Source organism: Streptomyces humi, assembly GCF_001005085.2.
Classification (GTDB): Bacteria; Actinomycetota; Actinomycetes; order Streptomycetales; family Streptomycetaceae; genus Streptomyces; species Streptomyces humi.
On the sequence record NZ_LBMU02000078.1, the window covers coordinates 33,737 to 58,261 of the forward strand.

At 69.2% G+C, this 24,525-nt stretch carries 20 protein-coding genes and 2 pseudogenes; 10 read left to right on the forward strand and 12 right to left on the reverse strand.

Translation table 11 applies throughout. From position 1 onward, the window contains the following. Window positions 1-30: 30 nt before the first annotated feature. The gene (locus tag AAW13_RS47510; protein ID WP_046734288.1) at window positions 31-213 is read right to left on the reverse strand and encodes a hypothetical protein; all 183 of its coding nucleotides are present in this window, start codon (window positions 211-213) and stop codon (window positions 31-33) included. Window positions 214-427: 214 nt separating this feature from the next. Here AAW13_RS47510 and AAW13_RS31130 point away from each other — a divergent pair, with 214 nt between their 5' ends. The 4 genes from AAW13_RS31130 (at window position 428) to AAW13_RS47865 (ending at window position 3,106) form a co-directional block, all read left to right on the forward strand. Further along, on the forward strand, window positions 428-940 hold the full coding sequence (locus AAW13_RS31130) for a Mu transposase domain-containing protein (protein ID WP_240528790.1): 513 nt from the start codon (window positions 428-430) through the stop codon (window positions 938-940). 10 nt (window positions 941-950) lie between these two features. Continuing rightward, window positions 951-1,346: a MerR family transcriptional regulator gene (locus AAW13_RS31135; protein ID WP_046734287.1), complete on the forward strand. Its 396-nt coding sequence runs from the start codon at window positions 951-953 to the stop codon at window positions 1,344-1,346. Between the two features lie 106 nt (window positions 1,347-1,452). Next, entirely contained in the window at window positions 1,453-2,376 is a 924-nt protein-coding gene (locus AAW13_RS31140; protein WP_107483450.1) for an NADP-dependent oxidoreductase, read from the forward strand. Between the two features lie 451 nt (window positions 2,377-2,827). Next, complete coding sequence (locus tag AAW13_RS47865; protein WP_046734285.1) at window positions 2,828-3,106, forward strand: DUF6959 family protein; 279 nt, start codon at window positions 2,828-2,830, stop codon at window positions 3,104-3,106. 75 nt (window positions 3,107-3,181) lie between these two features. Here the strand turns inward: AAW13_RS47865 and AAW13_RS44365 are convergent, their stop codons facing one another. The 3 genes from AAW13_RS44365 to AAW13_RS31160 all read right to left on the reverse strand — a co-directional run bounded on the left by AAW13_RS44365 (window position 3,182) and on the right by AAW13_RS31160 (window position 5,311). Then, window positions 3,182-3,394 carry a hypothetical protein gene (locus tag AAW13_RS44365; protein ID WP_079179038.1) on the reverse strand — a complete coding sequence of 71 codons (213 nt, stop codon included), beginning with the start codon at window positions 3,392-3,394 and terminating at the stop codon, window positions 3,182-3,184. 105 nt (window positions 3,395-3,499) lie between these two features. Then, entirely contained in the window at window positions 3,500-3,799 is a 300-nt protein-coding gene (locus AAW13_RS31155) for a putative quinol monooxygenase (protein ID WP_046734312.1), read from the reverse strand. A gap of 246 nt (window positions 3,800-4,045) precedes the next feature. Then, entirely contained in the window at window positions 4,046-5,311 is a 1,266-nt protein-coding gene (locus AAW13_RS31160) for an alpha/beta fold hydrolase (RefSeq protein ID WP_079179040.1), read from the reverse strand. Window positions 5,312-5,448: 137 nt separating this feature from the next. On the opposite strand from AAW13_RS31160, the gene AAW13_RS31165 reads away from it, so the two are divergent. Further along, the gene (locus tag AAW13_RS31165) at window positions 5,449-6,066 is read left to right on the forward strand and encodes a TetR/AcrR family transcriptional regulator (RefSeq protein ID WP_046734282.1); all 618 of its coding nucleotides are present in this window, start codon (window positions 5,449-5,451) and stop codon (window positions 6,064-6,066) included. Between the two features lie 118 nt (window positions 6,067-6,184). Here the strand turns inward: AAW13_RS31165 and AAW13_RS46105 are convergent, their stop codons facing one another. The 3 genes and pseudogenes from AAW13_RS46105 to AAW13_RS45160 form a co-directional block, all read right to left on the reverse strand. Continuing rightward, a complete protein-coding gene (locus AAW13_RS46105; protein WP_167391753.1) occupies window positions 6,185-6,361 on the reverse strand; it encodes a hypothetical protein in 177 nt (58 codons plus the stop codon). Window positions 6,362-6,968: 607 nt separating this feature from the next. Then, the gene (locus AAW13_RS31175; protein WP_046734280.1) at window positions 6,969-9,275 is read right to left on the reverse strand and encodes an ArnT family glycosyltransferase; all 2,307 of its coding nucleotides are present in this window, start codon (window positions 9,273-9,275) and stop codon (window positions 6,969-6,971) included. Between the two features lie 173 nt (window positions 9,276-9,448). Then, a pseudogene (locus AAW13_RS45160) lies at window positions 9,449-9,538 on the reverse strand (transcriptional regulator); the annotation flags it as partial. 252 nt (window positions 9,539-9,790) lie between these two features. Between AAW13_RS45160 and AAW13_RS44375 the strand changes: the two are divergent. Beyond that, window positions 9,791-10,294: pseudogene (locus tag AAW13_RS44375) on the forward strand (SDR family NAD(P)-dependent oxidoreductase); the annotation flags it as partial. A gap of 256 nt (window positions 10,295-10,550) precedes the next feature. Here AAW13_RS44375 and AAW13_RS31185 read toward each other — a convergent pair. Next, on the reverse strand, window positions 10,551-14,000 hold the full coding sequence (locus AAW13_RS31185) for a glycosyl hydrolase family 95 catalytic domain-containing protein (RefSeq protein WP_167391754.1): 3,450 nt from the start codon (window positions 13,998-14,000) through the stop codon (window positions 10,551-10,553). Window positions 14,001-15,371: 1,371 nt separating this feature from the next. Between AAW13_RS31185 and AAW13_RS31195 the strand changes: the two genes are divergently transcribed. Continuing rightward, a complete protein-coding gene (locus AAW13_RS31195) occupies window positions 15,372-15,716 on the forward strand; it encodes a hypothetical protein (RefSeq protein ID WP_046734277.1) in 345 nt (114 codons plus the stop codon). A 73-nt stretch (window positions 15,717-15,789) separates the two neighbouring features. On the opposite strand, the gene AAW13_RS31200 is transcribed toward AAW13_RS31195, so the two are convergent. Beyond that, window positions 15,790-16,371 carry a helix-turn-helix domain-containing protein gene (locus AAW13_RS31200; protein WP_052768752.1) on the reverse strand — a complete coding sequence of 194 codons (582 nt, stop codon included), beginning with the start codon at window positions 16,369-16,371 and terminating at the stop codon, window positions 15,790-15,792. A gap of 62 nt (window positions 16,372-16,433) precedes the next feature. Between AAW13_RS31200 and AAW13_RS31205 the strand changes: the two genes are divergently transcribed. Both AAW13_RS31205 and AAW13_RS31210 read left to right on the forward strand, forming a co-directional pair. After that, window positions 16,434-17,345 carry an ornithine cyclodeaminase family protein gene (locus AAW13_RS31205; RefSeq protein WP_167391755.1) on the forward strand — a complete coding sequence of 304 codons (912 nt, stop codon included), beginning with the start codon at window positions 16,434-16,436 and terminating at the stop codon, window positions 17,343-17,345. Continuing rightward, complete coding sequence (locus AAW13_RS31210; RefSeq protein WP_046734275.1) at window positions 17,342-18,469, forward strand: aminotransferase; 1,128 nt, start codon at window positions 17,342-17,344, stop codon at window positions 18,467-18,469. Before AAW13_RS31205 ends, AAW13_RS31210 begins: the two co-directional genes overlap by 4 nt. A gap of 533 nt (window positions 18,470-19,002) precedes the next feature. Here AAW13_RS31210 and AAW13_RS31215 read toward each other — a convergent pair. The 3 genes from AAW13_RS31215 to AAW13_RS31230 form a co-directional block, all read right to left on the reverse strand. Then, window positions 19,003-19,206 (reverse strand): DUF4177 domain-containing protein, encoded by a 204-nt coding sequence (locus tag AAW13_RS31215; protein WP_143145053.1) that lies wholly within the window; start codon window positions 19,204-19,206, stop codon window positions 19,003-19,005. A 597-nt stretch (window positions 19,207-19,803) separates the two neighbouring features. Continuing rightward, entirely contained in the window at window positions 19,804-21,894 is a 2,091-nt protein-coding gene (gene ligA, locus AAW13_RS31225; protein WP_046734523.1) for an NAD-dependent DNA ligase LigA, read from the reverse strand. Window positions 21,895-22,349: 455 nt separating this feature from the next. Continuing rightward, window positions 22,350-23,336, reverse strand: coding sequence for an alpha/beta fold hydrolase (locus AAW13_RS31230; RefSeq protein WP_046734520.1), 987 nt, complete (start codon window positions 23,334-23,336; stop codon window positions 22,350-22,352). A gap of 143 nt (window positions 23,337-23,479) precedes the next feature. Between AAW13_RS31230 and AAW13_RS31235 the strand changes: the two genes are divergently transcribed. Then, window positions 23,480-24,085, forward strand: coding sequence for a helix-turn-helix domain-containing protein (locus tag AAW13_RS31235; protein WP_107483452.1), 606 nt, complete (start codon window positions 23,480-23,482; stop codon window positions 24,083-24,085). The last annotated feature ends 440 nt before the right edge of the window (window positions 24,086-24,525 follow it).

Genomic DNA, 24,525 nt, shown 5'->3' on the forward strand with positions numbered 1-24,525 from the left:
CGCACGCCGGCCAAGAAGACCGCCGCGCCCTCACCAGCGGAACAACCCTCGCTGATCGAACTGATCCGCCAACACCTCGCTGACCAGAGCGAACCACGCTCCACCGTCCAGATCACCGCCGCCCTCAACCAGGCTCATCCCGAACGTGGCGTCAAGAACACCGTCGTACGCACCACCGTCGAAAACCTCGTCGCCAAGGGTCAGGCCCAGCACACCAAGCGGGGACGCTCCGTGTACTTCACACTCTGTGAACGTTCGCGATATTCCCCAGCTCGACGCGTCGTCAAAGAACGTCTTGCCAGCTTCTCAGACATAACGGGAGGCTTGACATCGAGACCCGCATATCAGAGGTGTTCCGCGGAGCAAGGTCCGCTACGACAACCTGAAGTCTGCGGTCGCCCAGGTTCTGGGGCTCAGCCGGGCTCGGGTGGAGACGGACCGCTGGATCGCGTTCCGCTCCCACTTCGGTATCGAGAGTTTCCACCGCCGGCCCGGCATCGAAGGCGCCGACGAGAAGGGCGGGGTCGAGGGGCAGATCGGCTACTTCCGCCGCAATCACTTCACGCCTGTCCCGGAAGTGGCCTCGGTCGCTGAGCTGAACGAGCTGGTCGATCAGTGGGACCGCCACGACGGGCGCCGGCGCATCGGGGCGAGGCCGCGGACGATCGACGAGTACTTCGCCGTCGAACAGCCGCTGCTGGCGCTTCTGCCGGACGAGCCGTTCGAGGCTGGCCGCCTGTTCACGCCACGGGTGGATCGCTACAGCCAGATCACGGTCCGCACCAACCGCCACTCGGTCCCGGTCCGCTTGATCGGCAGGAAAGTCCGGGTCATGCTGCACGCCTCTCACCGGGACCGGGATGACGACGTTGCGGCCGTGGGGGTGTCCGCGAGCGTCCATGACTCGCCGGCGGTCTGGACTTGGAGTACGCGAGCGTAGGCTCTCAGGGATGCGGATAGGCGAGTTGTCCAAGCGCACGGGCGTGAGTCCGCGCTCACTGCGGTACTACGAAGAGCAGGGCCTGCTGACCAGCTCACGCTCCGACGCGGGGCAGCGTCACTATTCCGATGCTGCGGTCCAGCGCGTGTCGCTCATCCGACAGCTGTTCGACGCCGGTATGTCCAGCCGGGTGATCGCGACTGTGCTGCCGTGTGTGGACGTCCCGGCTGACCTGGGCGTCGCTGAGGAGACGTTCATGGCGATGATGCGCGAGCGCGACCGGATCGACGCCGACATCGCGCACCTCGTCGAGACCCGGGATGCACTCGACGTGCTGATCAAGGCCAACAGACGGCACCGGGCGGAGCTGTCCACGACCCCGGAACCGGTGGAACAGTCGGCCTGATGCCGTGACCTGCACCACAGTGGCTTGCCCCTTACATCGGTGTCAGAGGTGAGGATGGCGACAACGCCCGGAATCACCGGGTCGGTTGTACGAGAGGCGGCGGAAGATGGGGCAGGCGTGGGGTTTCGGCAGGTATGGCGGGCCTGAGGTGCAGGAGTTCTTCGATCGTCCCGATCCCCTCCCCGGTCGCGGTGAGGTACTGGTCCGAGTCACTGTGGCCGGTGTGAACCCCCTTGACCACCTTCTGCGTTCGGGTCTGGTCGACGGGCTCGACGGCGGGCGTCCGTTTCCCCGCGTGCTGGGCATGGAGGCGGCGGGAACGGTTCTCGCGCGGGGCGAGGACGTCGACGGGCTCGAGGTGGGTGACGCGGTCTTCGGCTTCGCACTCACGGGTGGCGGCACCTACGCCGAGACGACGGTGCTGTCCGCGCCGAACACCGCGCGCATCCCGGCGGGTCTGTCCGCGACCGTGGCGGCGACGCTGCCGGTGGCCGGGACGACCGCGGTGGACGTGCTCGACCAGCTCGGCCTCCCGGCCGGTGCCACGCTTCTGGTCAACGGCGTCGGGGGCGGGGTCGGCCTCGCCGTCGCCCGGCTGGCTGTCGGGCGCGAGCTGCGTGTGATCGGCACCGGGAGTACCGCCAAACGCGAGCACGCCGAGGCCATCGGGGTGCGGTTCATCGATTACACGGCCGGGGATGTCGTCTCCGCGGCACGCGAGCTGGTTCCGGACGGCTTCGACGGGATCGTCGACCTGGTCGGAGGCGCCTCGCTGCGGACGGTCGCCCCGCTGGCCCAGGATCCCCGCAACGTCATCGCTGTGGGTGACATGTCTGTGCCCGATCTCGGTGGGCGTTTCGTCGAGCGTCGCGTCGACCGCGAGAACCTGGAGCGGTCGGCCCGGCTGGCCCTCGATGGACTCCTCGCACCCGTGATCACCGCGGTCCACTCGTTCTCCGACGCCCCGGCCGCCCTCGCCACCGTCGAGAACGGTCACACCTCGGGCAAGGTCGTCATCAAGGTGGCATGAGGAGTGCGTGATTCGCACGGCGTCGACCTACAGGGCGATGCCAGCGGCCGGCGCACTCATCCACGGCTTGGCGCTCACTGGACTTCCCCAGTTTGTCGAGGCCTGGACCAAGCCTCCCGTCCGAACCCGTCCGAGCCGAACCCGGTTCTCGACATCATGGCGGCGGCCTCCGTCTGGCCGTCCTCGCCTACTGGGTGACGGTGGTCGAGGGCCGCGCCGGAGAGCATACGTTCCAGTGGCCGGGCCGCGACTACTACCAGGTACGCTCGGCCGGAGCATGGAGCCTGTCCACCACGTGACGAAGCCCGGACCGCGATCCACTGCCCGAATCGGCAGCTGCCCCGGCCGACTGTGGCGCTCAGGGTCGCCAACCGAAGGGTTCTGGCCGCGCTTCCGTGATGACTACGCCTGGAGACGCGAGACGCGGTCAGGTCTGAGGTTGGGTGACCACATGCAACGTGTAGAGGCTGAGCTGTTCACGGACCCCGGGAACGATGCGGTCGTCCGTCTGCCCCAGCATAACTTTCCTGGCGTGCTGATCCAGGGAGACTCCCTGTCGATCGTCCGCGCAGACGTCGCCCACATCGTTGAAGCATGCGACCAGGGCCGCGTCGGTGAAGCCCGCGAGGCCGCGGCCATCCTCCTTTCCAACCTTGACGAGCTGCTGGCTCGCTACACGGCGGCTCTGAAGGCTCACGACATCCCCATCCCCTTCTACCAGGCTCCCTGATCGTCCAGTTGCAGCACGTCGTATCCGACAACATGCGCTGAGGAGCGGAGATTTCAGGGACGTTCCGCCAGGGGATCACGCCTTCATGAAGGTGGAGATGCTCGAAGACGTCCTCTTCCCGGGCCTGGACCTCGTGGTGCAGCGGAGCGTGTCCAGGGGCAGGCCGGTCTCGCGGGCGATGCGCGTGTTGGAGCGCCCGCGTACGGCATGCGGCATGCGGCATGCGGCATGCAGCACCACCGTCGCGCGCATCCGCAGCCGATACTCGGTCTTGTTGCCGTAGGCCATCTTCTTCAGCCGCTCGCGCTCGGCGGCGCGCAGGACTAACGGGCGGGCAGCGGCAGCGGCAGCGGCAAGGCATGCAGGCCGATCGGGAGCGGCACGCAGCCGCGGTTAGATACCGAGACCGCCCGCGACGCACGTCTCCTGACGAGTGAACTCACCTGTCAGCAGCGGCATGACCTTGCTGATGGAAGCCTTCGCCTCGGGCAACTGCAACGACGCGTCGTGATGCTCTTTGCTCTCCCACACCTCGCTCACCCATACGGTGTCTTCGTCGGTGGCCGATTCGGTCACGACGTAGAGATGGCATCCCGCTTTACGCAGACCGTCAGCGCCGGCGACCAGTACGGCGACCACCTCCGCGCGGTGACCGGGTTTGACCTTCATCGAGCCGATGTAGCCGTAGCGCATGTCACTCCCCTTGAGCCACGAACGAGACGCACCCAGGAGAGTATCGGACACATGTTCGAAGTTGCAGGAGTGCTGCGGACCCCCCGCCTCTTGGACGAAGGCCGCCCACTCCATGAACGCCAATCTACGACCGACTTCTGACCAACCATCACGCACGACACCAGATCGCCCTTGGCTGTACTTCGCACAGGGCCCGGGCAGCTTCGAGGGTTCGCCCGCCGTTGCTGGTGACGCGCTACAACGTCTTCACTTGTGGTCGTGCAGGAAGGCAGGGATCTCGTCGCGGGTCGGGTAGTTCGGCAGGGGGGTTGGTTTGTCCTGAAGGAAGGCGGTGATGACGGCGGCAGCTCGGTCGTTGTTGTCGTCCAGGTCGTTCCACATGTGGTGTCCGACTCCGGGCATGTACTGCGTGCGCTGGATGGCGGGGTCTTCGGCAAGGACGGTGGTCTCCCATTGACGAAGCTGGGAGGAACACTCGGCGATCATCAGCATCGCGGGAGTCCGGGAGCGCCTCAGCTTCGAAGCGATGGAGGGGGAGTCCTTGACCGTCTGCTGGATGCGGATGCTGGCGGCGGGGCTGAAGGAGAAGTTCTGTGCGGTGTCCTCGGCGGGGATGCGGTGCGCGTCGCGAGCGCAGTAGGCGGATGCGGTGTCGCTGCCGAGGTCTGCGGCGGTGAAGGCATTGTCGCCTTCGGCCTGTCCGATCAGGCCGGTGTCGGGGGTGAGGAGTCCGAGTCGCATGAGGCCGAACGCCACGGCGTACCGGGGGACGTGCGTCGATCGCGGTCCGGACATGGCCGGCGCGAGGCCGTGCGCGGATTTTCGGCCCTGGTGCCCGGTGATGTGTGCGGTGGGGCCGTCCATGGGGCCGGGCTCGGCGATGATCGCCCGGTGCAGGCGGGCGGCGACGCTCGGGGCAGCCAGGGCTCGGGTGAGCACGGCCCCACCCGAGGAGAATCCGAGGATGTCGACCTTGCCCCTGTCCAGGCGGTCGACGAAGGCGGCGAGGTCACGGACCGACCTGGAGATCGTGTACTGGCTCATGGGCAGCAGGTCGCTTCGTCCGCCGCCGGCCTGTTCATAGGCGTAGACGTCGTAACCCTGGCGTGCCAGGAGTTGCAGGAACCGATGGTCGAGCACCGAGATGCCACGGACCGGTCCGCCGTTGAGGTACACGAGCGGGATGGGATGCCGGGTGCCGGGGTTCGCGGGCCGGTAGTGGTACACCGCGACCCGGCTGCCTGTGGCCAGGCTCCAGTGCTCCGTGGCCACGAAGGGTAGGGCGGGCGGGTATCGCCGGGCCGTCGGCACGGTCGGGATACAGACCGTCGCCGTCAATGCCGCCGCGACGACCACCGGCAGGAACGGCACGAGCCGCGCCGGCCAAGTGCGGCGCCGACCCAGCCACATCGCCAGGACAGCCCCGGCGCCAAGGGCCGTCAACCACGCGGCGAGCCCCGAGCCTGCCCCGTCTGTGAGGGCGATCAGTGCGAGAAAGACGACGACCAGCATCGTGACGGCGGCCAGGGCCAGCAGTAAGCGTCCGGTGAAGCGGACGAGGCGTATGGCGGACGTGGGCACAGCAGACCTCCGACGGTTTCAGAACGCCGTTTCAAAACGACGTTATCAAAGAAGGTAGGCTGCTGATCGTGGGTAGGCCCAGAACAAACGACGAGGCCGTCAAAGAGCGGCTTGTTGAGTGCGCGACCGAGATGCTCGCCACCCGTCCGCGGGAGTCGCTCACGGTCCGCGCCGTGGCCGCCGCTGCCGAGGCGTCGACGACGGCGGTGTACTCCTTGTTCGGCGGTAAGGACGGCCTGATCGGTGCGGTGCGCGACAGAGCCGTCGCCGGCCTGTTCCAGCACCTGTCGGCAGTGCAGACCTCCGCAGACCCTCTCGCCGACCTCTACGCGCTGGCCGTCGCCTACCGTCACTGGGGGCGAGGGCACAGCTACCTGTACACGGTGCTGTTCGGTGGCGTGCAGTCCTTCGACCCGTCGGGGGAGGCCGGTGCCAGCGACCCGATCCGTCCGCTCCTCGCGGCGATCGATCGCGCCCTGACGGCAGCCGTCCTCGTCGGCGACGCAACGGCGATCGCCCTGTCGATCTGGGCCGCCCTGCACGGGCTGGTGACTCTTGAACTGGCCGGGGCCCTGGACGCCACCGTAGCCGAGGCCGCGTTCCGCTCGTCGACTTACGCCACGCTGCGCGGATGGACGACCCCGGAGGTGTTCCGCAGTCTTCGCCAAGCAGAACTCGCTCGGTGACAGCATCCGCGCCGGTATCCGGGCTCTGCCGATCCTGGCTGAAGCAGTGGTGCGGGGTCGGTGAAAACCGGCACGCCAAGGGCGACCAGCTGCGGCCGGCCATCGGTCGGAGCCCGTTTCACGCTGTCGGCTTGGCCATCGCGGCGTCAAAGCTGACCTGAAGTCCTCCGGCTTCGCCGAGCCGGCCGTTGGCGCGGGCCTCGCGGATGCGCTCGCGGAGGTTCTGGATGATCTCCAGGAGGCGGGATCGCTGACGCGGATCCATCTGGAGGACCGGGGCAACGGATGCAAGCACGCCCACGCTTGCAGGGGGTTCCGTAGGGTCGCCCCCAGGTGCCCAGCGACACCTTGCGGAGCTCGAAGTGCTGCTGCAAGTCGCGCCACTCCTGCTCGGTGGGCTCACCGTACTCGTCCTGCGGTCGATCCGCCCCGCGCGGTCGAGGAAGCCGCGGTGGGTCCGCCCCAGGTCGTCCTGGAAGACCGCAAGGTGCGCCTGAGTGGTGGTCAGCGTCCCGTGTCCGAGATTGCGGGCGGCGGTTGGACGGGTAGGCCGCCGGTGACGGCCTCGGGGATGAACATCCGGCGGAAGTCGTACGGCGTGCAGGTCAGCGGCTGCCCTGCCTGGTCGCGCAGGCCCGTGGCTTCCAGCGTCCGGTCGAGCCGGTGCTCGACCGCGGCCTCGCTCAGAGCCAGCTGACCGCTCGCCCTGCCTGCGACGGCTTCCCGGCCGGCGGCCTTGTCCGGGCCTGCCCTTGCTGCTCGTCGGCCTCTGCCTCGCCGCCCCGCCGATGCCCACAGCGACACGACGGACAGCGTCCAGTGGACCATCCCCGCCCAGGCGGGCGGCGCCAGTCAGCGCTGGATGCTGCCGTCGGCTTGAAGCGGCCGTAACGGCCGTCCCGTCACTGACCGGTGCCGCACCGGTAGAGGTTCGGGGCGGTGGTGTCGGTGATCTCGGTGGTTTCCGTGCTGCCGTAGGCGGACGCGGGCACCCGGGTGCAGGAGGCCTGGACCCAGGTGGTGATCTGCGCCGTGTCCGTGGTCGTCGTGGGCCCGCTGCCGCCGAAGAAGGCGCCGGTACCCCGGTCGCCGCCGACCAGGACGTAGTGCAGCTTGCCGGAAGCCACGAGTTGTCGGAACTGCGCCTCGGTAGGGAAGGGCACCTGGCCGCTGAAGCCGCCCATCGGCAGGACGTGGGCGCCGGCGCCGAGGATGTACGGGGAGGCGGAGTTCCACCCCGTGGTCGCGAAGACGTACTCGGCCGAGCCCTGGTGCAGGGTGGTGTAGTGCAGCAGCTGCGACTGGACCGCGGTGAGCCGGCCGTCGGCCTCAAGGCCGCCGAAACCGGCGAAGCCGGCGAAACCGCTGCGGGCGGCGGCTTTTGTCCCCGTCCCGGCACGCATCGTGCCGGCGCCCCAGAGCAGTTCGCCGCGCCGACCGCTGGCCGACGTCACCGAACCGTGGCCGCGGTCCGTGCCGGACGGACCGACCGCACCCATGCCGGTGCTGCCGTACGAGGGGTTGAAGACCTGTACGGCCCACGCGCCCGGCGTGATCAGCAGCGCTGCCAGGGCCGCCGCCAGCCCGGCGAGAGCGAGTCGGCCGCCGGACGGCGTGCGCACGGAACGGGCCAGCGCCAGCAGGACGACGGCGGCGAGCCCCAGCACGCCCACCAAGGGTGCCAGCCACGGAAGGAAGGAGGGGAACTGGGCTGCGAGGTACACGCTCCAGGCAGCCGTCGCCGCCACCGCGCCCGGCAGCACCCAGGCCCGACGACCGCCGACCCGGAAGGCACGCCACATCTGCACGACGCCGCCACCGGTGAGCGCCGCGAGCGGGACGGCAATCACACCCATGTAGTACGTATGACCGCCGACGCTGCCCGCGCTGAAAACCAGGAAGTACATGGCCAGCCAGGTACCCCACAACAGGAATCCGGCTCGGATGCCGTCGGTGCGCGGCCGGCCCCGGCGCCACAGCAGACCGCAGATGACGGCGGCGGCGCCGATCGGGTAGAGCCAGCCGGTCTGCGAGGCGAGGGACGTACCGAACATCTTCGACCAGCCGTTCTGACCACCACCAGCACCGCCGCCCTGCCGCGCGGCAGCCGCCCGCGTACCCGTGAACCGGCCCTGGGCGGTCTGCGCGCTCTGGGCGTCCTGCGCGCCGGCTGTGCCGGTGCCATGGTGGGCGGCGGTACCGGTACCGGTACCGGACGACGTGCCGGCACGGTGCCGCGGTCCGGTGCCGGCCGTACCGTAGGCGCGGTCCGTGCTCCCGGCGGTGGCCTGCCGTCCGTGGTGGCCGCCACCGCCGCCCTGCGTCGCACTCACGCTGCCGGTGGCGGCCGCGCTGACACCGAGCGAGGAGAAGCGGTTCAGGAAGTTGTAACCGACCACCATGCTGAACGCGGAGTCGTTGGTGGTTCCGTCCACGTAGGGCCGGTCCCTCGCGGGGGTGAGGCTGACAGCGAGCATCCAGGACGCCGACACCGCGGTCATCACCACGGCGGCCACGCCGAGGTGCGCCAGCCGCTTGCGCAGCGCGGGGGGCGCCGACACCAGATGGACAAGGGCGAGCGCCGGAAGCACCACCCACGCCTCCAGCATCTTGGCCTGGAAGCCGACTCCGACCCATACGCCGGAGAGCACCAGCGGGCGCAGTCGGCCGTCCCGGGCGGCTCGCTGGGCGGCCTCCGCGGCCAGCAGCATGCACAGCGTGAAGGCCGGGTCCTCGACCGAGGTGCGGAAGAGCCCCACGGCCACCGGCGTCAGCAGGAACGCCGCGTCGGCGATCAGCGCCGCGTCGACCCCGGACCATCGGCGCACCAGCCGGTGCAGCACCAGCAGGCTGGCCACCCCTTCGACCACTTGAGGAAGAGTCAGCGCCCAGGGATGGAATCCGAAGAACCGCGCGGAGAGCGCCTGCGGCCAGAGGAATCCCGGCAATTTATCGAGAGTGATGGAATTTCCCGGGTCAAAAGAGCCGAAGAGGAAAGCCTTCCAGCTCTCCGTCATACTCCGGGCAGCATTCGCGTAGAAGGTGTGGTACTGGCTGTGATCGATCCCCCAGGTGTAGAACACGGCGGCGAGCGCCGTGATGACCAGCAGCGCAGGGCGCGCGTACGCCGGCTGGTCAACGGGAGACCGCCACGGCGCACGACGACCGACGCGCATGGGTGTGGCCGGGTCGAGAACAGTCGTAGACATGCACAGCAGTGTTCGACACAACGCGCGTCCGCAACGCCCGTGCAGCCCGGTTCAAGAAGATTCTCATGAGAATCAGGAGATCCCTTTAACGGATCCTGACGGGACTTCAGACTATGAAGATCTGTTCATTGCCTGCCGTATAAAATCCGCGTTCGTCAGGGTGTCTTCGAGAAGTTCTTGTCCCGGCCCCGTTCCAGGCGCAGGCAGGAGCCGGAGCTGATCCCGGCGAGCAGGGCGACGTCCTCACGGCGCAGGCCGGGCACGAAGGTGGCTGCCGAGCCGATTACCGGTTCCCCCGTCCTTCACACCGGCACCGTGATGCGGTGCGCGGGTCCCAGAGGGGGCTTGGCAGGACCAGGGAAGACGGCGGCTCTCCCCCACCCGGCGGGTGCCGTCGAGACTGCGCTTCGAAAGAGACAGAGAGCGTCGCCGTGTGCGCCGCGCCCCTGAACGTCGGCGACGCCCTGGACCGAGACGCTCTGGGCCGAGACGCTCTGGGCCGAAGGGAAGACCTCGTGGATCTCTCCAGCCACACCGTTCTCATCCTCGGCGCGATCTCGGGTATCGGGCGAGTGCCGGCCCGGCGGTTCGCTGCGGCGGGCAGCACCGTGGCCGTTGGCTGCCGCAGCCTTGAGGCACTCTCGGAACTCGCCGAAGAAGGCTTCGGCACGATCAGTATCGGTGCCACCGACCGCGCCTCCGTCGCGGCTGCCCGTGACGCCACGCTCGCCCGGTCCCCCGAGCTGGACACCGTGGTGACGATGTAGGGCGGCATGCTCTTGGGCGGCCTCCGCGCGCCCCGCGCACCTCGAGGCGGCGCAGACGACGATCGGCACCAACCTGCTCGGCACCATCCGGGTCATCGACGCCTTCACTTCGCATCCGGTCCGGCGGGGTGCCGGCGTCGTCGAGCTCGTCCCCCGGCCGTCGCCACGACCGGGCAGGAAAAGGTGAACCCGCACGCGTTGCCGCCCGACGACTTCCCCACCGCGGTCATGAACCCCCTGAGCATGCTCCCCAACCGCCAGCGCTGACGCCTCCCTTCCCTCCGGTCGGCCGCCTGCACCGCTCATTTCATCGGACCGCCGGGGCGGCCACGATCAGCCCCGCGCCCTGGACACCAACCCCGCCACCCGAACCACCCCGCCCTCAGGCTCCTCGCACCCGACACGAGCCCGGATGACGGGGCAGAGAAGAACGGGAGGGGCTGGTCGAACAGCGAAGTGCTGCCCCACCAGCCCCGGCTGCGGTGGGCAGGGATTAAATCTTCGGCGGTCACTTCGAGTCACTGGCGATAGTCGCGCCCAGGCCGGCCCTGTCCGGCAGGGTGACGGCGAGGGCCGGGTCGATCGCCTTGATTGCTTCGTTCAGCGCGAGCGCCGCGAAGTAGGCGGTGTCCTCGCTGATGTTCACCGACGAATAGCCGGAGTAACGCGCCTTCACGCCCATGGCGTTGACGTACGCCATCTGGAAGCGTTCCTGTAGTCCTTCCCAGTCCCGGCTGGTCGAGACCCGCGTGAAGCCGCCGCCTCCGGTGGTGTCGCCCGAATACGCCGAGACCTTCCTCGCCGCGGTCAGCACCGACGCCAACGGGTCGTACCCGCTGAAGTCCGCTCCTGATGAGGTCACCTTCACGGTGGTCGTGACCGGTGGCAGGCTCGGGTCGGCCATACTGGTACCGGTGATGGTCACCGTGCCCGCCCCGCGCGCGACCACGAGCCCGTTCTTGTCGACCATCGCCACGTTCTGGTCGCTCGACCGCCAGGCGATCCGCCGGTCGTAGGCATTGGCCGGCGACACCGAAGCAGTGAGCTGCATCCGGTTCGTGCCGGTCACCTTGCCCTTGTCGGCACCGGTGGACGCCGGCCCGTAGACCGTCGCCTCCGGCGGGCTGAGCAGGTGCAGTCCGGTCGGGACCGTGGACACGTCGGCGACCTTGACGTGGACGGTCTGACGTACCCCGTCGGCGGACAAGCCGCCGTGTTCGACAGCGTGCGCGGTGATCGTCACGTCCGCGACCTTGCCGCCGCCGGTGCCGACCGCCTGGAGCGTCGCCGTCCTGCCGGACCCGGTCACCGTCACGACGCGGCTGTTCGAGGACTTCCACACCACGGTGTCGCCCGGCTTGCCGCCCTCGAGCGCGGCCGTGACGGTGCCGGTGCCCGCAGAGGCGTGGCGGTGCGCGCTGTCGTAGACCAGCGTCGTCGAGTACGTGGACAGCGAGATTCCGGTGACGGTGTGGGCGTGGTCGGTGGTGTCGACCATGACCATGTACCGCTTGCCCTGTCCGGCGTCGAACACGAGCTTGCCGCCCCGCACGTCGTAGTCGACGCGCTCGCCCAGTGTGCTGTCGGCGTTGACCAGCCGGATGACGGGACGGCCGGCGGCCCACGGGTCGACCAGCGCGATCTTCCCGTCCCGCTTGCTGGTGAGGTCCACGTAGGACACCGTGCCCGTGTCCGCGTCGAACGCGCTCGACACCTCGACGTCGCCCTTCGCGCCCAGCCGCTCGTAGCTCACCGACTGGGTCCGGTCCCAGTTGGGGAACACCGACAGGGTCGTCGGCATCCGGGGCGTGGTGCTGCTCTGTAGCAGCATGGCGTCGACGCCCTCCATCGCGCCGACGGTCTCGACCGCGCCACCGCTGCCGTAGTAGGTCAGGTTGCTGGTACGCACCTTGGCCTTGAGCGCCGTCTTGAACTTCGCCAGCAGGTCCGCGGCCGGCCAGCCCGCGTGCGCCGCGATCGGGAACACCTTGGGGAAGCCGTTGTTCTGGCTGCTCCAGCCGGCGAACCCGGTGGCCGCCCAGGAGTTCATGTACTCGAGCGTGTTGCGGACCTTGCCGAGGAGTTCCGGGTCGCCGTCGAGCTGCTGCACGTTCTCGAAGGGGAAGACCACGCCCTCGAGTTCGACCGGCTGGTCGCCCGGCTCGATCATGTCGACGTGCGCCTGGTTCGGCGACTGGTAGTCGGTGGCCGTCAGTGTCGGGACGAAGTCGTCGTTGTTGTTCGCGGAGAAGACGCCCTGGGGCAGCTCGGCCTGAGGGAACGCCGTGTGGTCCGCCAAGTCCTTCCACCGTGCGACGGTGCCCTGGGCTTCGCCCATCTCCCGGGCATGCGAGGAGAGGAACTTCGACAGGTACTTGATGGCGCCGATGTCGAGATCGGGGTTGATGTCGGCGGCGTCGCCCTCGTGGATCGAGGAGCCGATCACCGAGTAGTGGTACTGCCCGTTCCCGTCGTCCTGCTTCAGCACGTAGGAGCTGTAGAAGTCGAGCAGCTGCTTGAGATACGGATAGAGCACCGTGCGCAGGTACTGATCATCCAATGTGTATTCATAGTAGGAGAGCATGTTGATCGCGGCGAAGAAGCCGTTCGACTTCTGGTCCGTGGACCCTGAGCTGAACCCGTAGACCGGCACGGACGCCTTCGGGTTCAGCGCCGGCCGGTCGCTCGCCAGCAGGTGGAAAGGCGACAACGTCCGCACGTGCACCGCGCCGTCGTGTCCCTGCGCGGCGGCGTTGTTCTGTTGCCACGGCAGGTCGTAGGCGATGACCCGGTCGAACGGCACTTCGGTGTCGATGCGGTTGCTCGAGCCGGCCGCGTAGTACTGCGCCTGCTGGTTGTAGTTGAGGAAGTACCGGCCACCCCAGCCCACGTTGTCGGCGGGTACCCACTCGCCGTACATCGAGCCCGGCAGGTTCTGCGGATTCACCTTCCCGTTCGCGCTCGTCGGCCGGTTGGAGCTGCCGAGCACGTACAGCGATCCGTAGTAGTACTGGGCGACCTCCGGATCGGCGAACTGGACGTAGCTGCGCAGCCAGTAGTCCTTCCACCATGCCCGGTGCTCAGCCCTGAGCCGGTCGACGGCGCTCTGCGACGCATACGCGCGCACCCCGTCCACGGCGTCCTTCTGCACGTCCGTGACGCTCTTGATCGTGTTGTAGTCGCCGCTGCTGCTGCTCAGGTAGGTGACCAGGGACGTGGTCGCGCCCGGCGCGACGGTGACGTTCCCTGATTCGCCCAGCGAGTTGTAGTACTTGCCCTTGTTGCTGTCGTAGTAGTCGTTCGCCTCGATCTGCTCGCGGGGGTTCACGAGCCCGGAGCCGACGACGCTCGTCGCGGTCGCCATCCGGCTGCGATAGCCGCTCGTGTTGGTGGTGGTGCTGTCCCGCGTCGTCCACAGGACCGGACCGGGCTGCGAGGAGTCCACTCCCCCGGTGTACGGGTAGGTCTGCTGCGCATCGGTGAGATCGGTCGCGCCCGAGTTCGCGTACGCCATCGCCGGGACCCACTGCTTGATCCTCAGCGTCACCGGCCCGGTTCCGTTGTTGCGGATCTCGGTGACGAAGACGTTCGCGGTGTCGGCGGTCCAGGAGTTCAGCTGGAGCGGCGCGTCGGCACCTTCGTCGTCCTTGAGCTCCATGTCCGTGGTGACCTGGGCGTTGAGGATGTCCTGCTTCATCGAGAACGCGCTCGCCGCGTCGGTACCCGCCGCGGTGGTCGGCCAGACGTCCAGCCCGCCGCCGGAGAGAATGCCCGCGTTGTCCTTGACCGAGCTGCCCTGCGCGTGCAGCGTGCCCCAGAAGTCGTTCTTGCCGAAGTAGAACTGCTGCGAGGTGTCGGACACGCCCGCAGCGACGGCACCGATGTCGCCGTTGCCCATGAGCTGGCCGGTCGTGTAGCTGCCCTTGTCCACGTCGCCGATCCTCAGAGGCGACGTCACCGAACCGGAGATCCCGGACAGGATCCTCTGGACCTGGGACCAGTCATCCTGGCGGAGATGGTCGAGTACCGCTGACGGCACCGTGAAACCGTGGTGGCCGGATGAACCGACGTCCGCGGCGGACGCGGGGGCGGCTGCGAGAGCCCCGACCATCGCGAGCGCGGGTATGACCGCTAGATGACGCCTCACATCAGCTCTCCTTGGCCATCAACACTTCACGAGCGGCGGCTACCGATGTCTGGCTACGAGGCCGTCAGCCGAGAGTATGGAGAGGAGATCCGATCTCTGTCAACGAATCAAGCCCGAATGCACGGCAGTTGAGGCCTTCAGCAGAGACGCTCCGACCAAGGATCCGATGTATACGACCAAGGGGTGATCGTGGGCAAACCCGCCCCCTGCGCACCTCGCATCAACGCGGCACAGCCACAACAGCCTTGGAACTCCCGACGAAATGATCTTTGAGGGGGTTGGATCGCTCCGGGATTGATGATCTGGGGGTGCGGGGCGGCACGGTCGAAGCCGTCGCAGGTGAGGCGGGCGGTGAAGGAGGCCGGCAGGGATGTGCGGGAGGAGGCTCGTGAGACGGGGAGGGCGTGGTCCAGAACGCGGTCTGCGAAGTGAACAGCTTCGTCCGCGGCACGCGGGTGCTGATGGCGGACGGTTCCACCAAGCCGATCGAGTAAGTGAAGGAGGACGTGGTCATACGGGAGACACCGGAGATCGGGGGGTTCGCCGCGGAAGTGGCGCGTATCGACGACAGATTCAGGCGGCTCCTCGACACCGGGTACGAGATCCCTGGTGGCACGGCGTGGTGGGACGGTCGAATCCCCCCTCGGCGGGCGAGGAAATGGCCCGAGATGTGAAGGAACACTTCGGGATCGAGCTGCCGATCTCCTGAGCTTTGAGCGCGCCGCCGTTGGGTAACTCGAGCGGGCACGCCGGGCCCCAGCCGACAGCCGATCGACCGGGGCCTCGCAGCGGCAGTCGCCGGCCGGACGGCTCGACGAAACCGACCAAGAGGGCGAAGGCCGGCGACAGGAGCGTCGCGACCGTCCCCCGGACGGGACAGAGCCTCGTCAGACGGCGGCGGCGAAACCAGCCGCTCGGCACGCTGCCGGTCCCGCTGGGCGGCATGCCGGAGCGCTGCCGCCTTGCGTTCTTCGGCGGCGATCCACCGGTCGATCTCCGCGAGCGACCGTTCCGCCTGCTGCTGCACGACCCGGCGCGCGAAGTACAGCAGGTCAAGACGGCTATTTTCGCTCGCAGGTTCGAGTCTAATTCGGTGACCTGCGGTGATCCCGTCGGGTCATCGTCGCAGCGTCCCACCAGTAGCCGGACGGTGCCCGACCGGGGCGCGGGTAGAGCCCCTGGGTGCACGGCCGCTCCGGTCCGGTGCTGCTCGGGGTCACGTACTACGGCTACTACGCGTTGGTCATCGCGCTCCGGGCGGCCACCGCCGCCCGGACGGGCCGGTGGCCGAAGGCCTGGCACCGCTACCTCGCCCCGCACCTGCGCCCCCGCCAGGCCGCACCGTCCGCTCCCCTGGCCACACCGGGCGAGGATGCGGCCGGCTGGCCCCGGCTACGGGCTGCCGGAGCTGGTGCGGCGGCCGACACCCCGCGGAACCCGTGGGCGTACCGCACGGCCGACGTCGCCGTCGGCCCGGAGGCGGTGGGCACGTCCGTGGTCGCGGTCGGCCCCGCCGCTTCCATGTGAGCGAGGAGAAGTAGCAGAAGAGGGTCACCGACGCCGACCGCCGGCCCTGTCCCGTCGGGGCAAGCCGACGGCGTCAGGCGCCGCTGACCACCCGCATGAAGAATGCCGGTTCGGTGTGCTCGTTGAGGTAGGCGTACTGCTGGTCGCTGGGGATGGTGGCGCTCTGCCCCGGCCCCACTACCCGCGGTCCGGTTTCCAGCACGAGAGTGAGACGGCCGGCGAGGACGTGATGGATCTCCTGTGCGCCGGGCCGGTCGGGTTCGGCGTCGTAACGGCCGCCTGGGGCGAGGGTCCAGCGCCACAGTTCGGCGCGCGGGTTCTCGGTAGCGGCCAGCAGGAGGGCGGTGCTGCCGTCCGCGGCCTCCCATACGAGCGTGCCTTCGGCTTCCGTGCCGGGGGCGCCGTTCTGTGGCAGGGCAAGGGCGGCGAAGTCGGTGCCGAGGGCACGGGCGACGCGGTCGACGGTGGCGAGGCTGGGGTTGGCCTGGCCGAGTTCGATGTCAGTGAGCATGCGCCGGCTGAGTTTGGCGGCGTCGGCGAGTTGCTGGACGCCCCAGCCTCGGTGTTTGCGCAGCGTACGAATGCGTGTGCCGATGCGGGTGACGAACTCCTGCGTGGCCTGGCCGTCTACGTCTGGGGCGTTCTCACGACTCATGGTGAGAACTATAGTGCGCAAAAATGTTGCCACCGAGCCGAGTGAGCAATATATTGCTCATCATGCGTGTGATCAGCTCTCCCCGCGTCTCCGAGCAGGCCGTTCTCGCAGCTCTCCGCGACGCCTTCGGGGCTCCCAGCCTCAGCACGGCACCGACTCCGGGCCAGTTCACGGTCGACCTGCCCGGTGGCGGTGACGTCATCCACTACCCGGCCGTCCTGCCCCATGCCGATGTGTACTCGGTCAAAATCTCGCCGTACCTGCCCGACCCCGCCGGTACCGCCGTGGTCACGGCGTGGACGATGCTCGTGAGCCTGGCCACGGGGAAGCCCCTCGCGCTGCTGGACGCCTCCGAGCTGACCGTCGAGCGGACCGCGGCCACCACCGTGCTCGCCGCCGACCTGCTCCTGCCACCCGGCGCCCGCACCGCGGCCGTCATCGGCTATGGGCGCATCGGCCGTGCGCACGCCCGCTACCTGCGCCACCTGCGCCCCGGCATGACCGTCCGCGCCTTCTCCCCGCAGGGCGTCGGCGAGGCCGACGACCGCGTCCAGGCCGCGGCGAACCTTGAGGACGCGGTGACGGGTGCGGACCTGGTGATGCTGTGCACCTCGGCCGCCGACGATGTGATCGACCCCCGCACCCTGCCCGCCGGCACGGTCGTCACCTCGATCTCCACCAACGCCCCCGGCGCCCGCGAGATCCCGCCCGCCGCCGTCAAGGCCCTCGACGTCTACGTCGACGCGCACACCACCCTGCACGTCGCCGCCGACCTGACCCGCGCCGCCGCCGAAGGCTGGGACCCCGCCGCCGTACGCGGCGACCTGGCCGGCCTCGTGGCCGGCCGCGCCCAGGGCCCGAGCGGCGCGCGGCCGGTGTACTTCCGGTCCGTGGGACTGGGCATCGAGGACGCGGCCGTCGCCTGGGCCGCCCTGCACAACGACAACGCCATGCCGAAGGGACAGCCCCAGTGAAGATCCGCCCGTTCGCCGTCGAGCAGTGGATGAACGACCACGAGGAGACCTGCCGCTACAACCTCGCCGAAACCTGCGTCCGCTCCCTGACCACCGGCGAGTTGCTGCGGATGTCCGGGCGGCGGGGCGAGATCCTCGCCGAACTCGACGCCACCCCGCTGACCTATGGTCCCATCCCCGGCAGCCCCCGCCTGCGCGGCCTCGTCGCCGGCCTCTACGACGGCCAGGGCCCGGACAACGTCCTGATCACCCACGGCGCGATCGGCGCGAACGCCCTCGTGCACGCCACCCTCGTCGAACCCGCCGACCACGTCGTGGCCGTCGTCCCCACCTATCAGCAGCACTACTCCATCCCCGACAGCTACGGCGCCCGCGTCACCCAACTGCCGTTGCGCGAGGAGAACGGCTGGCTGCCCGACCTCGACGAACTCGACCGCCTGGTCTCGGCCGACACCAAGCTCATCGCCGTCAACAACCCCAACAACCCCACCGGCGCCCTCCTCGGCGAAGCCGCACTGGCCCGCATCGCCAAGATCGCCGAACGGGTCGGGGCGTGGGTGCTGTGCGACGAGGTCTACCGGGGCGTCGACCAGGACGGCAACGGCTTCACCGTCTCGATCGCCGATCTGTACGAGCGCGGCATCTCCACCGGCAGCATGTCCAAGCCCTTCTCCCTGGCCGGCCTGCGTCTGGGCTGGATCGTCGGTCCCGCCCGCCTGCTCACCGAGGCAGCCACCCACCGGGACTACACCACCATCAGCGTCGGACGCGTCGACGACCTCCTGGCCTGCGTCGCCCTGGAGAACAAGGACGCCATCCTCGCCCGCTCCCACCAGATCACCCGCACCAACCTCGCCATCCTCGACGAGTGGGTCACCGGCCGCGACGACATCACCTACGTCAGACCGGCCTCGGGCACCACCGCGCTCCTGCGCTACAGCGCTCCGATCGGTTCCTACGAGTTCTGCACCCGCCTCCTTCAGGAGACCGGCGTCATGCTCACCCCCGGCGCCGCCTTCGACATCGAGCACACCATCCGCATCGGCTTCGCCGACGACACCGCCACCCTGCGCACCGGCCTGGAACTGGTCGGCCAGTTCCTCGACCACCTCGCCCAGGACTGACTCACCGGCAAGAGGGGCGGGGCAAGCGACCGGAGGACGCTTGCCCCGCCCCTCACGCGCATGTCCCGCACTGCCACCCCCAACTGCGCACCCTCTCCACGTCATGGGGTCGCTGCGTGAGGGATCGAGCAGCGTGCAGACGGCCTCTCACCGAACTCGGATTCCCATCACCGAATGACCCAGCGCAGCCCGAAGCGCCAGTTCAAAGAAGTGACCGCCGTCCTGCCTTCCTCGACGGCGATCCACCGATCGATCTTCGTCCTCGCGAACGTGGAGGAGCCCATGGGAACCAGGGGCAAGCACAGCACAGCCACATGCGGCCTGCTTCACCGTGCCGATCGCAGCATGATCCGCCAAGAGTCTGATGTGGCAGGCGTCCGCCGGGTGTGGGTCGAGGGTACCGAGCGTGATCGCCTGCCGGCGTCCTCCGGTTCGAGGTCGACGGGCGTGTGGTGTCCATCAGGCTCGTACGCCGTCCCGGCAGCAGGCCGAACACCTTCCTGGGTCGGGCGCTGCGGCTGGGCCGCTGAGCTCTACCGACGTCGCGGCCGTCTGAAGGTGAACGTCAGGCTCGTCACCCACTGACCGTCCTTGGTTCTTTCGTTCGGGGCGTGGCTCACAAGCTGCCAGCCCTCCGCGCCGTACTGCGCGAGCAGCGCGTTGACCTGCGGATCGGAGCTTTCGTCTATGAAGGGATTCCCCTTGAAGTAGACGAACTTGTGGTCCCAGATCTCCATGTCGTCACTCTGCCCGGCCTGATCCGTGCCGTCCAAGAGGCTGACGGCGATCGGCCGGGCTCACGCCGGCGAGGAGACGGCCCGCGCGCGGATCCTGGCCGGCCCCCCAGGATCGGCCTTCGCCGCTGTACCCGTGTGGCGTCGTCCGTCCCGCACCGGTCCATGTCGCGCACCAGGTCGTCGAAGGAGAGTGCGCTGCCCAGCAGGTCGGCGAGGACTCGCGGGCCGGGCCGGCGATATCCGGACGCCACGTCCGGATATCGCCGCCAGGTCCGCCAGCAACGGCCCGTCCCCGCCGTACACCACCGGGACGTCCGCCAGGACGGCGACCGGCAGCACGGGACCGCCGTCGGGGACGGGCGACGGGATGTTCCTCCCTCTCCTCAAGCAGCTGGTCCCATCTGCTGTCCTCCACCATGCGCAGTCGCACCCCCATGCCCCCGAGGGCGAGTCCGTCGTCTTCCCGGACGCCCCGGTCTCGTCGAGGGACTCGCCCCACGGAGCCCTGCCGTGCTCGCAGCACGTGCGGGCCATCAGCACCTCACCGGGTGCCGGCTGAGGAAGTTCGGGGTCCGACGTGTCTCTCCCGCGGCGGTGTCAGATGAGGAAGTCGGCGACGAGAGCGGCGAACTCGTCGGGTGTGGCGAGGCGGACGCCGAGGTCCTCGGCTTTGGCGCGCTTGGACCCGGCGTTGTCACCCGCCACCACCAGCGTGGTTTTCTTGGACACGCTGGAGGTGGAGCGGCCGCCGGCTCGCTCGATGAGTTCGTTCATCTGGTTGCGGCTGAGCTGTTCCAGAGGCCCGGTCATCGCGCCGGTGACCACGACGGTCATCCCGGTGAGCGGGCCGGCTGCCTGGGTGGAGGCTACGGTCGTGCCCTCGGTGCCGGTCTCTGCGGCGGCCGGCACGAACGTGGCGCCGGGCTCGGTCATGTTCACCCCGGCCGCGGTGAGTCTGTCGATCAGCGGGGCGAGTTCGGCCAGTTCAGCGACGATGGACAGCGCCTTCTCGGGACCGATGCCCTCGACCTGCTGAAGAGCCTCGACGTCCGCGGCCCGGATGGTGTCCATGGTCGCAAAGTGCCGGGCGATCCGCCGGGACATGGACCGGCCCGTGCCGCGGACACCGAGGGCGCACAGCACCCGCGACAACGGCTGTGTCCGGGCCGCGGCCAAAGCGGCGAGCAGGTTGTCGGTGCTGGTGTCCCCCATGCGCTCCAGACCGAGAAGCTGTTCGCGGGTGAGGGTGAACAGGTCGGCGAGATCAGTCACCAGGCCCGCCTCGACGAGCTGGACGACGCGGGTGGCGCCCAGGCCTTCGATGTCGAGCTGATCGCGACCGGCGGCGTAGGAGAGGGAGGCGACCAGGTGGCAGTTGCGGCCCTGCTCGCAACGCCAGCGTTCCTGGCTGATGTCGATGCCGGACCCGCACCGAGGGCACACCTGCGGGAACACGATCGGCTGCTCGGCGCCGGTGCGCAGGTGTGCGACGGGCGCCTCGATGCGCGGGATGACATCGCCGGCACGGTGGACCATGACGTGGTCGCCCAGACGCAGCTGGCGTCGGGTGATGTCGGCCGGGTTGTGCAGGGTGGCGTAGGTGATGGTGGAGCCGTCGATCTCGACCGGTTCCAGGACCGCGCGCGGGGCGATGATGCCTGTGCGGCCCACATTCCACTCCACTTCCAGCAGCCGGGTGATCTTCTCCACGGCGGGCAGCTTGTAGGCGATCGCCCAGCGCGGGGCCCGTGATCCGGAGCCGGCAGCCTGCCGATCGGCGGCGAGGTCGGCCTTGATGACGATGCCGTCGATCCCGAACGGCAGGTCGGAACGCAGCGCGGCGACCTCCTTGACACGGGCGAGCACCTCGTCAGTGGTGGCGGCGGTGATGCCGGGCACCAGGGTGGTGACGGTCGTGTTCACACCCAGATCGGCGGCCAGGGCCATCAGCTCGCTGTGCGCGAGGGCGGTCAGCCGTTCGGCCAGGACACCTTCGGTGCCAGGCAGCGGCAGCAGGCTGTAGCCGAAGAACGTCATCGGCGCCGTGTAGGCCCGGTCCCTGGCACGCAGCGTGCCCGCCGCGGCGTTACGCGGGTTGGCGAACGGCTGCCCGCCGTGTGCGGCGCGCAGTTCGTTGGCATGCTCGAACTGAGCGGTGGTCATGAGCACTTCGCCACGTACCTCCACCGTGACCGGCTCGGCCAGCTCATCCGGGAGACCCTCTACGGTGCCGATCGCGTGCGAGACGTCCTCCCCCGCGATCCCGTCCCCCCGGGTGATCAGCCGGGTCAGCCGGCCCCGGGTGTAACGGGCGGCGACGGCCAGCCCGTCGAGCTTCGGCTCAACGCTGAAGCGTTCCGCCTCATGACCGAGCCGGCGGGCCAGCGAGGCCGCCCAGGCGGCGAACTGTTCCGGCGAGAACACGTTGTCCAGGCTCAGCATCGCCACCGTGTGTGGCACATCGCCCTCGGCCGCACCACCGGCGACCTTCCCGGTCGGAGAGCCGGACAGCACCTGGTCAGGGTGATCAGCCTCCCACGCGGCGATTCCTCGCACGAGCCGGTCGTACGCGTCGTCATCCAGGCGCGAGGTGCCGCCCGCGTAGTAGGCGGCAGCGGCCTTCACCGCGTCCTCGACCGCCAGCGCGTAGGCGGCGGCATCCACAATCTCCACAACGGGTGTCGTCATGCCCGCCATCGTGCCTGCCACCACTGACATTGATGTTGGGAGGCGGTTCTGGCGGTCCAGGAACCCGATCAGTCGCGTCTCCGAACGCTGGAGCCGCTCCCGTTGTTCAGAGGGAAGGGATGCGAGGGCATCGGCCAGAACCCGCTTCCGCGGGACATGGACCATGTTCCCGGAGTAGATCCTGCAAGTCGAGCACCAGGCGAACCCGATGCACCGCTCGAACATGGGGGACTCGGGCGGATAGAAGCGGTACTGGTACGAGCGGACGGGCGTCCCACATGCGGCGCAGATCCGGCGGTCTCCACGCGGAACGGACCAGCTGCTCCCGACCTTGAGCCAGTGTTGCCGCCCGGCTGGTGCTCTTCAAATCGTCATGTCCAGCATTCTCTCCCACCGCGCCTGCCCGACATAGCCATCTGAGCAGGTCTCGGCTAGTCCCGGTCGCGCCTGGCGGTTCAACCCGTGAGGGTGTCGAGCCAGCCGGTCAGCAGACGGTTGACCTCCTCGGGGCGTTCCTGCTGGATCCAGTGGCCGCAGCCCTCTACGAGGTAGGAGGCGGTCAGGCCGGGGAGGGTGGTGGGGAAGGCGTCGATGGCGTCGGACATCCAGGTGGTGGAGGCGTCCAGGGCGCCGCCGATGAACAGGGACGGCTGCTTGATCGGGGCTCCGCGGTGGGGGGCGAGGTCCTCCCAGTCGCGGTCCACGTTGCGGTAGCGGTTGAGGGCGCCCGTCAGACCCGTGCGCTCGAACTCTCCGGCGTAGACGTCGAGGTCGTCCTCGGCCAGCCAGGCCGGAAGGACGCCGGCGGGGAAACGGTCACGTAGCCGGCCGCCGTGGGCGACGAAGTGCGGGTCGGGCTCGCCCTGAGTGGGCATGGTGTCGGCGGACAGGGCGGCGTAGAAGCCCGCGAGCCAGCCTCGCACGTCAGGCTCGATCTCCGTCTCGGCGCGGCCGGGCTCCTGGAAGTAGGAGACGTAGAACTCCTGCTCGGGGCCGCCGATCTGGCCGAAGATGTCGCTGGGGCGGGGGCCGCCGGGTGGCGCGTACGGGACGCTCAGCAGGGCGACGGCCCGGAAGACCTCGGGGTGGAGCAGGGCGGAGACGGCGGCGATGTTGGAGCCCCAGTCGTGGCCGACGACCACCGCGTTCTCCTCTCCGAGGGCGTGCACGAGGGCGACGTTGTCCTCCACCAGGTGCAGCATCCGATAGGCATCGGTCTCCGCAGGCTTGGAGGAGCGGCCGTAGCCGCGCACGTCGAGCGCCACCGCCCGGTAGCCGGCCGCGGCGAGGGCCGGGAGCTGGCGGCGCCAGGAGTACCAGGACTCGGGGAAGCCGTGCACGAGCAGGACCAGCGGGCCGGTGCCCTGCTCGACCAGGTGAAGGCGCCCGGCCGGGCCCTCGACGGTGCGGTGCCGGAGTGCGGCGGACGGCTCGGGCTGCATGGGGCTTCTCCTCGGTGCGTAGGTGGATGCCGGTACGCATCGATCATGCGGCGCAGCGACCGTCCACCGCGATTACCGTTGCCAGTCTGGCAAACTTGCAGGACAGGATGGTGCAGCGGCACGTCCGGAAGGGGGCGGAGCAGGTGACAGGCGACGACGTGGCCGACACGCTGGCGGCGATGGGCCCCCGGCTGCGGGCCGCACGCGAACACCGCGGCTCCACGCTCACCGGCGTCAGCTGCGCGACCGGCATCGCCCCGAGCACGTTGTCGCGGATCGAGACCAGCCGACGCAAGCCCACCCTGGAAGTGGTGCTGAAGTTGGCCAAGGAGTACGGCGTCTCCCTGGACGAGCTGGCCGGCACCGCTCCCGCCGCCGAGCCCCGCGCCTCCGCGCTCCAGCGTTTCGGCGACGACAAGGCGGTGCTGCCACTGACCCGGTACGTCGGGGGGCTGCACGCCCACAAACACGTCCTGCCCGCCGTCCAGGAGCCGCCCGCACGGCCCCGGCAGGTCTCCCACGACGGCTGGGAATGGCTGTGCGTCCTGTACGGGCGGCTTTGGCTCGCGCTCGGCGACCAGGACCTCGTCCTGAGTGCCGGGGACGTCGCCGAGTTCGACACCCGCGATCCCCACGGGGTCGCGAACGCCGGCCTCGGCGGCCCGGTCGAGTACCTGATCATGTTCGGACCGCAGGGAGAGCGCCTGCGACCGCGTACCCCGCCCGTCCCCGGCCCCAGGGCCCGGTAGCAAGCAGCGCATGCTCGCCGGGATCGCCCTCTTCCTCGAGCAGCATCACCATCGCGCGCTCGGTGTTCGTCACGAAGGCCAGCGACCGGCCGGACGAACTGGTCAGCCATGTCTCGAGCCGCCCGCTGTTGATCCTCGACCGAAGGGCCTCCAGCACCGTCTCGGACGACACGGGGACAGGGCTGCCGTCATTGATCACCCAGGACTCGATCACGAGCACGACGATCTCACGGACGGTTCGAAGCGACAGGCCTTCCGTCCGGGCCTGCACCGTAACGCTCTTGGGCAGGGCTCGGCCTCATGACTGACCGGTCCGGTCCCAGCACCACGACCGTCGTCCTCGCAGCACCGGACGACGGGCCTGCGGAGGTGGCGCCGGGCGCCCTCGCCGTCGACGGCCTCATGCCTGCTCCGTAAGTTGTTGGGTGGCCCGGGAGGGC